The organism is Sphingobium phenoxybenzoativorans (assembly GCF_018286635.1).
GTDB classification, from domain to species: Bacteria; Pseudomonadota; Alphaproteobacteria; order Sphingomonadales; family Sphingomonadaceae; genus Sphingobium; species Sphingobium phenoxybenzoativorans.
This window is the reverse complement of sequence record NZ_CP073910.1, coordinates 1,893,114-1,908,017: the sequence shown is the minus strand read 5'-3', so window position 1 is coordinate 1,908,017 and position 14,904 is coordinate 1,893,114. Positions and strand designations below refer to the sequence as shown.

General features: G+C 64.4%; 14 protein-coding genes. 5 read left to right on the top strand and 9 right to left on the bottom strand.

What is annotated here, in order from left to right; translation table 11 throughout:
* The first annotated feature begins 2 nt into the window (after window positions 1–2).
* Window positions 3–686 (top strand): hypothetical protein, encoded by a 684-nt coding sequence (locus KFK14_RS09230; RefSeq protein WP_246524979.1) that lies wholly within the window; start codon window positions 3–5, stop codon window positions 684–686.
* Window positions 687–716: 30 nt separating this feature from the next.
* Here KFK14_RS09230 and KFK14_RS09225 read toward each other — a convergent pair whose 3' ends face one another.
* Window positions 717–1,646, bottom strand: a complete 930-nt coding sequence (locus KFK14_RS09225; protein WP_066765429.1) for an AbiJ-NTD4 domain-containing protein — start codon at window positions 1,644–1,646, stop codon at window positions 717–719.
* 387 nt (window positions 1,647–2,033) lie between these two features.
* Between KFK14_RS09225 and KFK14_RS09220 the strand changes: the two genes are divergently transcribed.
* Together KFK14_RS09220 and KFK14_RS09215 are read left to right on the top strand one after the other, a co-directional pair.
* Window positions 2,034–2,573: a glycoside hydrolase family 108 protein gene (locus KFK14_RS09220; RefSeq protein WP_212610675.1), complete on the top strand. Its 540-nt coding sequence runs from the start codon at window positions 2,034–2,036 to the stop codon at window positions 2,571–2,573.
* A 28-nt stretch (window positions 2,574–2,601) separates the two neighbouring features.
* A complete protein-coding gene (locus KFK14_RS09215) occupies window positions 2,602–3,015 on the top strand; it encodes a holin family protein (protein WP_212610674.1) in 414 nt (137 codons plus the stop codon).
* A gap of 248 nt (window positions 3,016–3,263) precedes the next feature.
* Here KFK14_RS09215 and KFK14_RS09210 read toward each other — a convergent pair whose 3' ends face one another.
* The 3 genes from KFK14_RS09210 to recR form a co-directional block, all read right to left on the bottom strand.
* The gene (locus tag KFK14_RS09210) at window positions 3,264–4,706 is read right to left on the bottom strand and encodes a DNA recombination protein RmuC (protein WP_212610673.1); all 1,443 of its coding nucleotides are present in this window, start codon (window positions 4,704–4,706) and stop codon (window positions 3,264–3,266) included.
* Between the two features lie 214 nt (window positions 4,707–4,920).
* Window positions 4,921–5,445 carry a peptide deformylase gene (gene def / locus KFK14_RS09205; RefSeq protein WP_070151156.1) on the bottom strand — a complete coding sequence of 175 codons (525 nt, stop codon included), beginning with the start codon at window positions 5,443–5,445 and terminating at the stop codon, window positions 4,921–4,923.
* Window positions 5,446–5,535: 90 nt separating this feature from the next.
* Window positions 5,536–6,132: a recombination mediator RecR gene (gene recR / locus KFK14_RS09200; RefSeq protein ID WP_212610672.1), complete on the bottom strand. Its 597-nt coding sequence runs from the start codon at window positions 6,130–6,132 to the stop codon at window positions 5,536–5,538.
* A 53-nt stretch (window positions 6,133–6,185) separates the two neighbouring features.
* On the opposite strand from recR, the gene fmt reads away from it, so the two are divergent.
* A complete protein-coding gene (fmt, locus tag KFK14_RS09195; protein ID WP_212610671.1) occupies window positions 6,186–7,094 on the top strand; it encodes a methionyl-tRNA formyltransferase in 909 nt (302 codons plus the stop codon).
* On the top strand, window positions 7,095–7,838 hold the full coding sequence (gene truA, locus KFK14_RS09190; protein WP_212610670.1) for a tRNA pseudouridine(38-40) synthase TruA: 744 nt from the start codon (window positions 7,095–7,097) through the stop codon (window positions 7,836–7,838).
* Between the two features lie 443 nt (window positions 7,839–8,281).
* Here the strand turns inward: truA and KFK14_RS09185 are convergent, their stop codons facing one another.
* The 5 genes from KFK14_RS09185 to KFK14_RS09165 are packed head-to-tail and all read right to left on the bottom strand — an operon-like array spanning window position 8,282 to window position 14,880.
* Window positions 8,282–10,180 carry an XrtA/PEP-CTERM system amidotransferase gene (locus KFK14_RS09185; protein WP_212610669.1) on the bottom strand — a complete coding sequence of 633 codons (1,899 nt, stop codon included), beginning with the start codon at window positions 10,178–10,180 and terminating at the stop codon, window positions 8,282–8,284.
* An 11-nt stretch (window positions 10,181–10,191) separates the two neighbouring features.
* The gene (gene xrtA, locus KFK14_RS09180) at window positions 10,192–11,727 is read right to left on the bottom strand and encodes an exosortase A (protein WP_246524978.1); all 1,536 of its coding nucleotides are present in this window, start codon (window positions 11,725–11,727) and stop codon (window positions 10,192–10,194) included.
* Entirely contained in the window at window positions 11,724–12,944 is a 1,221-nt protein-coding gene (locus tag KFK14_RS09175; RefSeq protein ID WP_212610668.1) for a TIGR03087 family PEP-CTERM/XrtA system glycosyltransferase, read from the bottom strand. Before KFK14_RS09175 ends, xrtA begins: the two co-directional genes overlap by 4 nt.
* Window positions 12,941–14,011, bottom strand: coding sequence for a FemAB family XrtA/PEP-CTERM system-associated protein (locus tag KFK14_RS09170; RefSeq protein WP_212610667.1), 1,071 nt, complete (start codon window positions 14,009–14,011; stop codon window positions 12,941–12,943). Before KFK14_RS09170 ends, KFK14_RS09175 begins: the two co-directional genes overlap by 4 nt.
* Window positions 14,008–14,880: an XrtA system polysaccharide deacetylase gene (locus KFK14_RS09165; protein ID WP_212610666.1), complete on the bottom strand. Its 873-nt coding sequence runs from the start codon at window positions 14,878–14,880 to the stop codon at window positions 14,008–14,010. Before KFK14_RS09165 ends, KFK14_RS09170 begins: the two co-directional genes overlap by 4 nt.
* Between the last annotated feature and the right edge of the window lie 24 nt (window positions 14,881–14,904).

Below are 14,904 nucleotides of genomic sequence, written 5' to 3'. Positions count from 1 at the left end.
TGATGACGTTGGCCGGGTCTTCCGAGAACCCGATGCTGGTCATGCAAGCCAGCCAGCTCTGCCTAGTCGACAATATGCTGAACGGCATCGAGCAGGAGGTGATGGCCCACCAGCTCGATGATGATCCGCCGCGCGGGAAGATCGCGCTGATCCAGTCGCTCTCGCCGATGTGGATCTTCACCGCCTATGAGTTGCTGCGGACCTGGCGCCAGCGCTGCGAGGAAGTGATCAAGCTGGCCGAGAACGCCGGCTTCAATCTCAAGGCCACCAACCTCGAACGCGATCTCGGCTACCGGCACTATGATCGCGAGCTACGCGCCAAACAGCTCCGCGATGCGGAAGAGCGACCGGAATTGGTCGAGCAGATGCGCATCGACCTGCGTCGGACCGAAATGGGCTTCACCCAACTGGAATTCATCAGGGTGGCGATCGCGAAGCATGAGGTGAGCAAGAAGGGCAACAAGAAGCCCATCGCCTTTGCGCCGGGCCTGGCGTTGATAAACCGGCATTGCGGCTCAATGGAGTATGAGATGAGCAATGGCGGCGCGATCATCGGCTTTGTCACGCGTCGCGACCTCGCCGAGACGATCCGCTTCATCCCCGAGGCACCCAACCCCAGCGACGAGGATTTGGAGAGTTTTCGGCAATATATGAATCCACCCGATGTCGAGCCGCCGGCGAAGTGAACCTGGGCACGGAGAGCCAAGCCGGCGAAATCAGCCCTGTTGCGACCGCGCCCGATGCCGGAGCAAATACACGCTGATGGCCGACGCCACCGTTACGACCAGCTCGGCCTCGGCGAACTGCGGATCGCGGCCTTCCTGGAGGTGCCGGCCCTCCTGCGAGGTGAAGCCCCAGAGCTTATGTAGCGCGGCGTCGAGTGGCGGCGGCAAGGGCAGCCGATTGATGATGGGACCAAGCGTGTCCGAGCTGCCGGAAACCTCGCGCGCGACGCACTCCAGGGCCGCCATCGCGTGCTGGATCGCGCCAGTGGTGTCGGCGTGGGGCCGCCGCGAGATGTCGCGCAGCGCCTCATGGACTTCGTTGGCGGCGGTCGGCGTCCCTGCGGCGCGCATCGTCTCGACGGCATCGCGCGTTGAGAGGGCGAAGGCTTCTGACCCGCGCGCCATGATCTTGCCGTCCTCGATCTGCCAGCCAATACCGTTTTCGCGGAAGAGCTGGTTGAGCCGGCGCGTAAAGTCGTCTTGCCGGGTTCCCGTATAATCGTGCTTGCCGATCTCCGTGTGGAGCCGCTCGGCGATGTCATAGACCTTGAACCAAGGCGCCTCGCTCATGAGGTCGTCGACCTCGCGCGCGACATTCTCCGGGCCCCAGTTATGCGCGTAGTCCGGCCGCTTCAGTAGCACGGCGCAGACGAGTTCGCGCAATGCCTTGCCGCCAAAGTCCGCGGCATAGGCGAGCTGCGTGAGGCCGACGCGGAGAACGTCAGGCGCATCCTCGCGGATTGTGATCTCCGCGTCTGGCGCGTTGTAGTTGAAGCGTTCTGAAAAGGAGTTCCCTGCGTCCGTCATCGACATCGCATAGCATGGGCATACCGGACTGACATTCGAGAAACGAGCGGCTCGGCGGCCGCCGCTCGTTTCAGCGGAATGCACCGAAATCAGCCGCTTCTTGGAGGCGGTCATCTGGCCATCACAGCGTCTATGCTGCCCGCAACCATCCCCACTCATCCCGCCGGATTTCCTCAAATCTGACAGCGAGTTCAGCACTAGGAGCTTCGCACAAAGTTCTATAGGATCGCACGAAGGCCGACCAATTTTCCAAATGCGGTTGCGGAGCAAATCTCTCCCTCATTCGGGAGGGGGCCGATAATTGCCCGCCTCCGGCGACTCTGATTTCTTTCCACGGATCGGAACACCGCCGAAAATATTGCAACAAATCGTCCTTTCCCGCAGCGCCCTTCCCCGCTTGCGCAACTTTGCGGCGCTCTGACCAGCGTCACCCGATAAACATCTGTCCTACATATAACCATATGGGATAATTCATTGACCTTCCAATGCTGGGAGGCATGCATGAATATCGACCATCTGATCGACGAGGTGATCGCTCGCGAGGGCGGTTATTGCGAGCATCCCGCCGACCGCGGCGGTCCCACAAAGTTTGGCATTACGCAGGCCGTCGCCCGCGCAGAGGGCTATGGCGGCGACATGCGCGACCTTCCTCGCTCGACCGCCGCCCGCATCTATCGCGCGCTGTATTGGGATCGTCCGGCCTTCGCCTTTGTCGCGGAAATCGCGCCCTTTGTCGCCGCCGAGCTTTTCGATACAGGCGTCAATATGGGGCCGGGCGTCGCGGCGGGATTTCTTCAACGCACGCTCAATGCGCTTAACCGCAACGGCCGGGATTATGCCGATCTCTCCATAGACCAGAAGGTGGGCGCGCGGACGCTGGCGGCGCTGACCGCTTTCCTGAAGCTGCGCGGGCCGCGCGGAGAGACGGTGCTTCTAAAGGCGATGGAGGCGCTGCAGGGCGAACGCTATATCGATCTGGCCGAACGCCGCCCGGCCAATGAAGCCTTTCTCTACGGATGGCTTGCCAACCGTATCGGTTAACATCCCCCCTTTCCCGAAAGGCAAGCACATGTCCCTTCTCGAAGGCATTATCGGTCCCGTCGCCAAGCTGATCGACAAGATCATACCCGATCCCGAAGCGCGCGACCGCGCGAAGCTAGAACTGCTGAAACTGGAGGGCAGCCAGGAGATGGAGGCCATCCGCACGCAATTGTCCGCGATCATGGCGGAGGCGCAATCCGCCGACCCATGGACCAGCCGCGCCCGGCCCGCCTTCCTCTATGTCATGTACGCGCTTCTGCTCTGGGCGATACCTATGGGCCTGATCGCGGGCGCGCGGCCGGACATGGCCGAGGCGATCGCGCGGGGCATGAACGCTTATCTGGCGGGCATACCGGAGCCTCTCTACGCGCTCTTTGGCACTGGGTATCTGGGCTATACGGCGGCGCGGGCCTGGGGGAAGGCCAAGGGGCTGGAACGGTAGGCGCCGGTTCGCGACTTGGCCTTTCCACGCCACATCCGTTCTTGTCGAGCGAAGTCGAGACACAGAAGCGCTGCGCAAAGTCCGCCGACTTCCATCAGGACGAACGAAGATTGATTTCCGAGGTAAGACGGAGCGGGTTTAATGGGGTGCTCCTGCGAAGGCAGGAGTCCAGTTCAGAGCGGGGGCCTGGACTCCTGCCTTCGCAGGAGCACATCGCCTTTCCGGTCAATCAGAATGACAGTCACCCCTTACTCCGCCGCTTCCGCCCCCGGTTCGGCCAGATCCGGGAGCGCCCGCAGCCCCTCCGGCGATCCCGGCATGCGGGCCAGCGCGTCGACCGGCTCGATCATCTCGATCTCCTTGCCGCCGGTTTCGACATTCAGGTCGCGAAACTTGCGCCCAGTGACCAACACCCGCGTTTCGAAGCTGGCGGAGAAGGCGTTGTAATCCGCCACGGCACCGTTGAGGCGGTTGCCGAGCTTGCGCAGCGCCCCGGCGGCCACGGCCATGCGCTCATAGAGTTCCTTGCCCAGCGCGCCGATGCGCTTCGCCTCGTCGGCCATCTTCTCCTGCCGCCACACCGCAGCGACGGTGCGGGCGATGGCGATGAGGTTGGTCGGCGTCGCCAGCAGCACCCTGCGGGAAAAGGCGAAGTCCCAGAGCGAAGGCTCCTGCTCCAGCGCTGCCGACAGGAAATGTTCGCCCGGCACGAACATGATCACATAATCGGGCACCTCGTCGAACTGATCGGCATAGGATTTGCGGCCCAGCGTATCGACATGCGCCTTCATCGCGGCAGCATGAGCGGCCATGTGGCGGCGGCGCTCCTCCTCACTGTCCGCGCCATAGGCGTCCTGATAGGAATTGAGCGAGACTTTCGCGTCGATCACCAGCGCCCGGCCGCCGGGCACGCGGATGATCGCGTCCGGCCGCAGGCGGCCATCCTCGCCCTCCACGCTGACCTCGGTCTGGAAATCGGCATGTTCGGACAGGCCGCAGCTTTCCAGCACATTGCGAAGCTGCTGTTCGCCCCACCGGCCCCGCGCCTTGGGGGCAGCGCGCAGCGAATTGACCAGCCGCTGCGCCTCGCTGCGCACCGCCTCCTGCCCCACCCGCATCGATTCGATCAGGCCGGTGAGATTGCCATAGGCTTCGGTGCGCTGCTGCTCGATCTGGCTGATCTTCTGGTCGTAAAGTTTGATGGTCTCGTTGACGGGCTGCAGCAGCGCCTTCAACTGCGCCTCGCTCTTTTCATGCGCCTGGCCGAACCGCTGATCGGCGCGCTCCAGAAACTGACGCTGCGCCTCGCCCAGCAATTTGCCGCCAATCTCGCTGAACTGCGCGGAAAGCTGCTCCTTCGCCTCCGTCAGCGCCTTGATCTGCGCTTCGAACGCTTCGGTGCGCGCACGCTGGTCGGAATGGAGCGCCGCCAGTTCGCGCAGGGCAGCCTCCCGCTCCGCCTGCACGATATCGAGCCGGTCGCGCAGACCGGCGGCCTGCCCGGCGCGTTCCTGCTCTACAGCTATATCTTTAAACGCCGCATTACGCTGTTCGGTCGTCTTTTCGAGCCGGTCAGCAAGGTCCGCCTTCTCGGCGATGAGCGCGGCCGACCCTCTGCCGCCCAGGAACCACCCGATTCCCAGCGCGACGAATACGGCAAGGACGATCAACGCAAGGGTTACAGGGTCCATCCGGGCAAGCTCTCAAAAACAGGAACGAAATGAGAACTTACCGGCGCAGCGCTTCGCTGGCAAGGTCAGAGCTGAACATCAATCCCATCTGGATAGCGCACACCCGTTCGCCATGAGCTTCGCCGAAGGGGGCTGCACTTCTTTTCAAGTGAAGGACAGCCCGTCGACAAGCTCAGGGCAAACGGCTGATACTGATATTGACCAGCCCGAAAGATCAGGCCGCCTTGCGGGCCTTGGTCAGCTTCTTGAGCAGCATCTCGCGCTTCAGGCGGGACAGATGATCGATAAAGAGCACACCCTCCAGATGATCCATCTCATGCTGAAGGCAGGTGGCGAGAAGCCCATCGATCCGCTCCTCGCGGATGCGTCCGTCGCGGTCCATCCAGCTTGCCCGGATGCTCGCCGGGCGCTCAACCTCCGCAAACTGTTCCGGGACGGACAGGCAGCCCTCATTATAAACGGACAGGTCCTGCGACCCTTCCAGTATCTGGGGGTTGATGAACACCATCGGATGTTTGACGGGATCGCCCCCCTCCTCCTCCGGCTCCTGCAGGTCGATGACCAGCAGGCGCTTGGGCACGCCCACCTGAATCGCGGCAAGGCCGATGCCCGGCGCGTCGTACATGGTGTCGAACATGTCGTCGATCAGGCGCTGAAGATCATCGTCGATCGCCTCAACGGGCGTCGAGATGGTGCGGAGTCGAGGGTCCGGTGTCTCGATGATAGGAAGAATAGCCATATATCACCGGAAAATATGGGAAAGGCGGCGGAATATCAAGTCATCCGGTCGCGCTTTGTTCCGGTCACACTGATCGACGGAGCGCATCGTTCAGCCAAGCGGCCGCCGGGCGCGGAGCGCCTGCGCCAGCGTGCCCTCATCCAGATAATCCAGCTCCCCGCCCACGGGCAGGCCATGGGCGAGCTGGGTCAGGCGGATGGGATAGCCCTCCAGCCGTTCGGCGATGTAATGGGCGGTCGTCTGCCCCTCGAGCGTGGCGTTCATCGCCAGCACCACCTCGTCAATGCCGCCAGCCGACACCCGGCCGATCAGCGAATCGATGGCCAGATCCTCCGGCCGCACGCCATCCAGCGCGGACAGGCACCCGCCCAGCACATGGAAGCGGCCGGGGAACAGCCGGGATTTGTCCAGCGCCCACAGATCCGACACATCTTCCACCACGCACAGCGCCCGGCTGTCCCGGCGCGGATCGGTGCAGACGCCGCATGGGTCGACCGTATCGACATTTCCGCAGATATGGCAGGTCGAGAGCCGGTCATTCACCGCCTCCAACGCGCGCAGCAGCGGAGCCATCGCCGCCTCCCGCTTCTTCAGCAGGTGCAGCACCGCCCGCCGCGCGGACCGGGGACCAAGACCGGGAAGCCGGGAGAGCGCCTGTGTCAGCGCATCGATTTCGGGGGACGCCATATCCTGCACATAAGGTCTTGCGCTCCGCCCCCGCAAGGTCTTGAGAGGGCGGCATGCGGATAGTGTATATGGGAACCCCGGATTTTGCGGTGCCGGCGCTGGAACGACTGGCGGCGGCGGGGCATGATGTCGTGGCTGTCTATAGCCAGCCGCCACGCCCCGCGGGCCGGGGCAAGGCGCTGCGCCCCTCCCCCGTCCATGCGAGGGCGGAGGAGATGGGAATAGAGGTGCGCACGCCCGTCAGCCTGAAGGAAGCGGAAGTCCAGGCCGCCTTTGCCGCGCTGAACGCCGATGTCGCCGTGGTCGCCGCCTATGGCCTGATCCTGCCCCGCGCGATCCTGGACGCGCCGCGCCATGGCTGCCTTAATATCCATGCTTCCCTGCTTCCGCGCTGGCGAGGCGCTGCGCCGATCCAGCGGGCGATACTGGCCGGGGACAATGTGACCGGCGTCACCATCATGGACATGGAGGCGGGCCTCGACACCGGGCCGATGCGCGCCAAGCATGTGACCCCGGTCGAGGGCAAGACGGCGGGCGCGCTGACGGCAGAACTCGCTGTGGCGGGGGCGGAACTGATGCTGGACGTGCTCGACGCCCTCGACGAACATCCGCCCGTGGTCCAACCGCAGGAGGGCGTCACCTATGCAGCGAAGATCGACAAGGCGGAAACCCGCATCGACTTCTCCCAAGATGCGCATCAGGTCGAACGTCAGGTGCGGGCGTTCAATCCGGCTCCGGGCGCCTTCTTCGCATATGGCGGCGAGCGGTTCCGCATCCTCGCCGCACATTGCGAGGATGCGAGCGGACCTGCCGGGACGTTGCTGGACAACAGCCTGTTGCTGGGCTGCGGACGTCACAGCATTCGCCCCACGCTTATCCAGCGCGCGGGCAAGGCAGCGATGAGCGCAGGCGAATTGCTGCGCGGGTTCGATATGCCGGCAGGAACGCGGGTGGATGGCTGAGTGACGCGATTCGCCTTCACGGTGGAATTTGACGGCCGCCCCTTCATGGGCTGGCAGCGGCAGGCGCATGGCCCGTCGGTCCAGCAGGCGATGGAGGATGCGATCCATGCCATAACGGGCGAGAACGCCATCATCCATGCCGCCGGGCGCACGGATGCGGGCGTCCACGGGCGGGCGATGCGCGCCCATGCCGACATTGAAAAGCCGATCACGCCCTTTCGCCTAATGGAAGCCATCAACGCCACCATTCGCCCGCACCCGGTGGCTATCCTGGGCTGTGAAGCCGTCGCCGACGACTGGCATGCCCGTTTTTCCTGCATCGGGCGCGCCTATGAATATCGTATCGTCAATCGCCGTGCGCCGCTGACATTCGACTCCGGCCTGGCCTGGCGGGTGACGCAGACGCTGGACGTCGCGGCGATGCATGACGCGGCGCAGAGTCTGGTGGGCTTGCACGACTTCACGACATTCCGGTCGGCGCATTGCCAGTCGGCCAGTCCCGTCAAGACGCTGGACCGGCTGGATGTCCGGCGGGAGGGCGAAAGCGTGATTGTCGACGCCGCCGCCCGCTCATTCCTCCATCATCAGGTGCGGTCGATGGTCGGGTGCCTCGCTCTGGTCGGAACCGGGAAGTGGACCGGCATGGACCTGTCGCGCGCGCTGGCGGCGAAGGATCGCGCGGAACTGGGGCTGAACGCGCCGCCGGATGGCCTTTATTTCATGAGCGCGCGTTACGACAAATAGAGTTCGGCCCGATTGAGATGACGGGCGCGCGCCAGCGAAAACAGGATTCCAGATCAGACGGCGGAACTGGGCTCCTGCTTTCGCAGGAGCACGCAGCGCTTTCTGGCCGCACAGAGCCAATACTGATGGACCTGAAAAAAGGGGATGGGGGAGAGCGCGTGACGCGGCTCGATCCCCCATGCCGCAGCCTCGCCATGCCGGTCTTACCGGCGGCTCCGCTCCAAATACTTTTTATAGTTCGGCGCGGCAGCAGCAACCGGCCTTTAGTATAATCTGAGCCCAAAAAAAAGGGCCGATCCGAAGATCAGCCCGAAAAGTTTTAGGAGAGGATGCCTGAAAGGCACATTCTCTTTGCGGGATGTCCGTTTCTACCGCAATTGCGAAGATCAGTAATACGATTGCAACAAACGCAATCGTCGTTGCGATTGCGTAACACTGTATCCTCAGCCGAGGTTGAAAACTCGCCCCAACGCCCTGTCCAGCATCAGCAATTGCCACAGCAGACGGCCATGATCCGACATGCCGGATTTGTGATCAGCCGCAGCCTTTGCAACGGCTTTCAGGTCGAACCAACCCGTCCGCGCCAGCGCAGACCCTCCTGCGATGCCAGCCGCCTCCTTCGCCAGCGCGCCCCTGAACCAGTCGCTGATCGGTGTGACGAAGCCCATTTTGGGGCGATAGAGAATATCCTGCGGCAGATAGGCCTCCATCGCCTTCTTCATCAGATATTTGCCGCTGTTGCCGTGGATTCGCATGTTGACTGGCAACCGCCCCGCAAATTCCATCAGGCGGTGATCCAGCAACGGCTCACGCGCCTCCAGCCCCACCGCCATGCTCATCCGGTCGGTCTTGGTCAGGATATCGCCGGGAAGCCATATCTTCATGTCCGCATATTGCGCGCGATCCAGCGGCTCTTGCGCCGGCGCGTCGCGCATCGCCCGCACATAGCGGTCCTCGGCGCGATGACCGGCAAGGGCGGCCTTCATGGAGTCGCTGTAGAGACGCTGGCGCATGGCGTGGGGGGTGACGCCGACGGACGCCGCATAAGCCTCCGCCCCATCCTGCCCCAGTTCGATGAAGGTCGATTTTGCCCGCAGGAAACGTGGCGCCCAGTCGGCCTTTGGATACCAGCGGCCCAGCCTTCCAAACACAGGCTGTCGCACGGAGGCGGGAATCAGGGAGCGGACCCGCTCTCCCTGATACTGGAACAGATGGCGGCGATATCCGGCGAACGCCTCGTCAGCGCCGTCGCCGGACAGAGCGACCGTCACCTCCTCCCGCGCCAGTTCGCACACCCGGAAGGTCGGCAGCGCAGAGGCATCGGCGAAAGGCTCGTCAAAATGGTGGGCCAGGCGGTCGATCAGGCCGAAATCGTCCGGCGAGACAATGCGCGTGCGATGGTCGGTGGCGAAGCGCCGGGCGATGCGGTCGGCATAGGCCGTCTCGTCGAGCGAGGCGACGTCGAAGCCGATCGTGCAGGTCTTGACCGCGCGCGGGCTGGCCTCCGCCATCAGGGCGACGACGCTGCTGCTGTCAACGCCGCCCGAAAGGAATGCGCCCAACGGCACGTCCGCGACCATGCGCGAATGGACAGCGGCGCGCATCAGGGAGACCAACTCCTCCTCCAGCGCCGGTTCGCGCGCATTGCTCCGGTCGGCGAAGCTCATGTCCCAATAGCGCTGCGGCGCTGACATGCCCTTGCCGCGCACCAGGCGAAGCGTCTCCCCCGCACCCAATTTCCTGACCCCGGCGACAAAGCAGGCGTCATCGGGGACGTAGCCATAGGCCATATAATCCTCGACCGCGCGGACGTCCGGCTCCCGGCGCAGCAGCGGGTGGACGAGCAGGCCCTTCAGTTCCGACGCGAACAGCAGGCTGCCGTCCGACACCTGCGCATAATAAAGGGGCTTCACGCCGAGCCGGTCGCGCACCAGCCAGAGCGACTGCGCATGCCGATCGAACAAAGCGAAGGCGAACATGCCGTCGAAGCGCTTCACGCATTCCTCGCCCCATTGGCGGTAGCCATGCAGGATGACTTCGGTATCGCTGTTGGTGCGGAAGCGATGCCCCTTCGCCTCCAATTCCTTGCGCAAGGCGGCGAAATTGTAGATTTCGCCATTGAAGGTGACGGCCAGGCTTTCATCCTCCGTCAGCATCGGCTGCGCGCCGCCGCCAAGGTCAATGATCGACAGGCGGCGATGGCCGAGGCCCACGCCGGGCGCGGTCCAAACGCCCGCCCCGTCCGGCCCGCGATGCGCGATGGCGTCAGTCATCAGCCTGACGCGCGCAGGGTCGACCGGTTTCGCCGTTTCAAGATGGAAGATGCCCGCAATGCCGCACATATGGAGGGGCCTTAGCGGATGCCTGCGCTTGCGTCAGCCAGTTCCTTTATGGACCCCAGATCGCGCAGGAATGCGGCTATCGCGGCGTCTGCGGGCGCGCCGTCCGCCTGCTCCGCCGACACCAGGATCGCGACGGCGCGCTGGTCGCCACCCAGCAGCCGCGCCTTCAGCGTCTCCAGCTTCACCTTGCCCGCGCTGCCCGTGACCACGCCGTTCAGCGCATAGAAGCTGACGACATGGCGGACGACCGGCCCCGGCGCGGTAATCTGCTCGCCGCGCGCATCGGCCGGCGCGCGCGCGGGCGAGGACCAGACCCATTGCCCCTGCGGATCGACCGCGCCCTGCCCGAAGCCGACAAGCTCACGCTTCTCCTCCTGCCGGTCGAACACGGCAATGGCGAGGTCGACCATGGCGCCATGCGAATCGTGGTAGCGGCCAAGCGCCAGATGGTCCGCTCCGTCGAAGCGCGGCGTCCATGGGAAAGCCTGTGGCGCATCCGTCCTCTGCCAGCCCGGCACTTGCGGCAATGCGAGATTTGACGGCACGGGTTCGGCGCGCGCAGCCGTGGCGTAGGACCAGAGGGGCGCGAATGCAGCGAGGGCAAGCGCGGCGGGCGCGATATAGGCAAGCGGTCCCGCGCCTGGAACGCGCGATTGCAGCATTGCGGGATCGAACACCGCATCGCCGGGCTTCCGATCAAAGAAGGGCCAGGCGATGGCCATGGTGACGGTCATGATCAGGGCGAAGAATACCCAGCCATAGACGACATGATCAAACCCCACCGCCGCGTCCACCGTGGTCAGGTGCGCGACGTAAATGGTGGCGAAGGCGCGGACGCCATTGGCGAGGATCGACAAGAGCTGCGCGCCCATCGTGAAGGCGACCCGGCGGCCCCAGGATTGGAAGCAGACATTGCAGACCAGCACTGCATAGGCGGTCATGGCGATCAGGAATTTCGCGCCGGAACAGGCCTCCGCCACTTCAAAATAGCCGGTGGGCGTCGAGATGAAGATGCCGTCGAGATGCGCGGGCACGCCAGCGATTCCCAACAGACCCGCCGCCAGCTTTGCCGTCAGCAACTGCAGCGTGGGAACCACTTCCTCGCCAAAGGGAATCAGAAAGAAGCCATAGAAGATCGGGAAGGCGAGCGCCCGCGAGACATTCGCGCCCAGAATGGCGATGGCGGCCCCCTGCAGCATGATCACCACGCCAAGATGCCGGAACAGCGCGACGCTGGCGGCGTCGCCAGCCAGCCAGCACAGCGCCCCCGCTCCAAGCCATAGCAGGCCCGGCCACCAGGCGACCGGGTTGAGCCTGCGCAGGCCGCCAAGCCGCTGCTGCACCAGCCAGGCGATCAGGAACGGGATGAAAAGGCAATGGCCATAGGTGGACGCTCCCCACCAGATCGCCGCCATGTCCGTTACGTCGCGGACGAACAGAAGGATGATGGCGAGGGAAACGAAGCCAAGCGCAAAAATATGTCCGCGCCAACCATCGAGTTGCTCTCCGATGGACGACGTGCGTGGCATGGGGAATGCGCGGTTCATCCGCGGATCAATGCGGGCAGGCCCGAAAGCGTGGCGCTCCAGTCATAGCGTTCGACCATACGGGCACGCGCCGCCCGGCCCAGTTCCGCCGCCTTGGCGGGATCGGAAAGCAGCTTGAGGACGAGCGACGCCTCCTGCCCCGCATTGGAGGCGACCAGCAGATGCCGGTCCCATTGCACATCTATCCCCTCCGACGCCTGCGCCGAGGCGACGACCGGGCGTGCCATGGCCATCGCCTCCAGCACCTTGTTCTGGATGCCGCGCGCAATGCGCAGGGGCGCAACCACGACATCGGCGGCGGCAAGCCAACCCCTGACATCTGGAACGCCGCCGGTCACGACCACGCCGGGAAGCGCCCCCAGCGCCTCGACCACCGGCGTCGGGCTGCGGCCGACAATCGCGAAACGGGCGTCGGGATAGGCCTCCCGAATGACCGGCATGCTGATCTTGGCGAAGCTGTCCACCGCCTCGATATTCGGGCGGTAATCCATCTGGCCGGTAAAAACGAGCAACGGCCCCGCCCCGCGCTCATCGGCAGACAGATGCTCAAACTGCGCATCAGGCGAAAAATAGTCGAGCGCCACGCCATTTTCGAGCGGCCGCACCTTGTCCGCGCCCAGACCGCTGACGGCGCGAAACAGCGCAGCTTCCGCCTCGCTTACAAAGGTGCTGACATCGGCCCGCGCGGCAACCGCCTTCTCGAAATCGAGCAATACCCTGCCCTCGCGCCGGTTGATCCAGCCGAGCGGTCCGCCCTGTCCTTCTCCATAGGCGGTATATTTGGCCGAATCGAGATCGACGAAATCCATGACGAAGCGCTGGCCCGCGGTGAGGACCGGCACGAAATGCGCCATCTGCGCCGAATAGGCGACCACAGCCGATATGGGGCGCGTCGCAAGGATCATGCGCGCCCAGTCATGCATGGCGGGATGATCGAACAGGGCGACCAGCATCGGCTGGCCATTGGCCAAGCCCTTCAGTCCCGCGAGCATCCGGCTGTTATTGCGCGGGATGACCTTGTGGCTTTCCGCCATGTCGCCAAGTTCGGTGGCGAACCCCATGTCCCGCGCGTCGTCGGCAAAACAGCCGACATGGACCGGCGCGATATCGCACAGCCGGCGCAGCAGATTATGCGAGCGGATCTTGTCGCCGCGATCAGGGGGGAAGGGAACGCGATGACAGAGGAACAGGATCTCGCCGATCCCGCCGTCTTTCATCCCAGCCCCCGCGCCAGCCAGGGGCCGACCAGATTGGCGACGGGGAGGGGCAGTTTCTTCCACATCTCCACCTTCCGCCGATATTGCGGAGAGAGCGGATTAACGTCCCGAAGGGCCTGCCCGTCGGCCGCACGTAGCGCATAGCTGAGCGGCACGCCTTCAAAACCCCATGTCTTTTTCCATGCGGCGGGTCCGGTGCCGACCTTCGACCGGCCGAAGTCGAAAATCCTGCATCCCCGCTCCCGCGCGGAGGTCATCAGGCGGAAATAGAGATATTCATTGGACCGCTCGGCGCGCGCCGCCAGCGCCGCGCCCTGCCAATAGGGCATGACCGCATCGCCATGATAGAGGCTGAGCACCGAGGATAGCGGCGTCCCGTCCTTGCTGACCAGCGCGATGTCCGCATCCGGCCCAAAGGCGTCCAGCACCTCATCGAACAGCGCGCGGGGAAAGACGGGCGTCCCCAGGCGATGCACACTCTCGCAGTAGAGGCGGTAGTGGATGTCCCGCAGGCGGCGGTCAGAACCCATCTCGAACGTCAGATCATTGCCCATGCCCCGGCGCACCTCTGCGCGATGCTTGCGCGGTATGGACAGAAGCTGCGCCTCGTCATCCGCCTCCAGCGGCTTGGAGAAACCCAGATGGGCGTCGGCCTTCACCGTCCACCCTTCAGGCGCAGGCCCGCCGCGCAGTTCCGCCGTCGAACAGCCATGCGCCTCCGCCAGCCGCCAGCACGTATCGGCCAGAGCCGCCTCGGCGCGCGGATTGAGCGCCAATATGCCGCCATCCACGGCGAATCCGCTGGAAACCAGCGCCCGGCCGAACAGAGCGGAGCGGATCAGGACAAGCGGCAGGACGCCGGCGATCCCGCCGACGACATCGCGCGCGACCAGCAGGATGGCGCGCTGACCATTGGCGCGCGCCACCGCCGCGATCCATGCGGGCCGGTGAAAGGGCGTGGAGTCCGGCCGGGTTTTCAGCCAAGCCTCAACCTCCGCCACGGCCATGCGATCCGTCAGCCGGATTTCCTCGACGCTGACCGCCGCCGGATCAAAGCTGGCGTTCATGCCGCCTGCTCCACCAGCGCGGCGGATGTCAGGCGAGCGGCCTCAGCCTCCACAAGTTCGTCGATGCGCCCCCAGGCGAACTCGCGCGCCAGCCTGCGGAGTTTTGGAGCCATGAGACGCAGATTGGTGTAGTGGCGGACTTTCGAACGCAGCGGCGCATCCTCTACGCGGGGCTGATCCGGATCGATTTCCCAGGGGTGGAAATAAATGATCGCCGGGCGCTCGAAATCGCCATTGACCTGCCTAACGGCCCAGCGGGAAAAGGCATAGGGAAACAAGCGGAAAAACCCGCCGCCGCCCGCCGCCAGCGTGCGTCCCATGAAGCGGGCCGTGGTTACTGGCAGTTCGACCAGTGGGCTGCCCTCGACCGGATGCCAGGCGAAACGGGGCGAGTCCGGCCAGCCATAATGGTCATGCTTTACCGGCGCGACGGAGCTGGAATAGACATAGCCTTCCTCGGCCAGAATCGGGTGCGCCCAGGGCGTGCGCGTGTCGATGGAAAAGCTCGGCGCGCGATAACCCGTCACGCGGCATCCCGCCGCATTCTCAAGCAGGTTGCGGGCTTTTCTCAGATCAGCCCTGAAGCGGAATGGCGTCAAGGTGAATACCCGTTGATGGTCATAGCCGTGGCTCGCCACCTCATGCCCATTTTCCGCGATGCGGCGGATCAGCGCGGGATAGCGTTCCGCCACCCAGCCCAGCGTGAAGAAAGTCGCCTTTACCCCCGCATCATCCAGCAATTCCAGAACAGCGTCGGTATTGCGCTCCACGCGATGCGGCAGTCCGGCCCAGTCGCCGCGCGCGATCGTATTTTCGAACGCGCCGACCTGGAACCAGTCCTCCACATCGACAGAAAGGGCATTGCGCATCGCTGTCCTCCGCCCCGCCGGGCT

Bases quoted from the DNA above. Each gene is read 5' to 3' on its own strand.
- KFK14_RS09230 (WP_246524979.1), top strand. From the start codon at position 3: ATGACGTTGGCCGGGTCTTCCGAGAACCCGATGCTGGTCATGCAAGCC.
- KFK14_RS09225 (WP_066765429.1), bottom strand. From the start codon at position 1,646: ATGACCGCCTCCAAGAAGCGGCTGATTTCGGTGCATTCCGCTGAAACG.
- KFK14_RS09220 (WP_212610675.1), top strand. From the start codon at position 2,034: ATGAATATCGACCATCTGATCGACGAGGTGATCGCTCGCGAGGGCGGT.
- KFK14_RS09215 (WP_212610674.1), top strand. From the start codon at position 2,602: ATGTCCCTTCTCGAAGGCATTATCGGTCCCGTCGCCAAGCTGATCGAC.
- KFK14_RS09210 (WP_212610673.1), bottom strand. From the start codon at position 4,706: ATGGACCCTGTAACCCTTGCGTTGATCGTCCTTGCCGTATTCGTCGCG.
- def (WP_070151156.1), bottom strand. From the start codon at position 5,445: ATGGCTATTCTTCCTATCATCGAGACACCGGACCCTCGACTCCGCACC.
- recR (WP_212610672.1), bottom strand. From the start codon at position 6,132: ATGGCGTCCCCCGAAATCGATGCGCTGACACAGGCGCTCTCCCGGCTT.
- fmt (WP_212610671.1), top strand. From the start codon at position 6,186: ATGCGGATAGTGTATATGGGAACCCCGGATTTTGCGGTGCCGGCGCTG.
- KFK14_RS09185 (WP_212610669.1), bottom strand. From the start codon at position 10,180: ATGTGCGGCATTGCGGGCATCTTCCATCTTGAAACGGCGAAACCGGTC.
- xrtA (WP_246524978.1), bottom strand. From the start codon at position 11,727: ATGAACCGCGCATTCCCCATGCCACGCACGTCGTCCATCGGAGAGCAA.
- KFK14_RS09175 (WP_212610668.1), bottom strand. From the start codon at position 12,944: ATGAAAGACGGCGGGATCGGCGAGATCCTGTTCCTCTGTCATCGCGTT.
- KFK14_RS09170 (WP_212610667.1), bottom strand. From the start codon at position 14,011: ATGAACGCCAGCTTTGATCCGGCGGCGGTCAGCGTCGAGGAAATCCGG.
- KFK14_RS09165 (WP_212610666.1), bottom strand. From the start codon at position 14,880: ATGCGCAATGCCCTTTCTGTCGATGTGGAGGACTGGTTCCAGGTCGGC.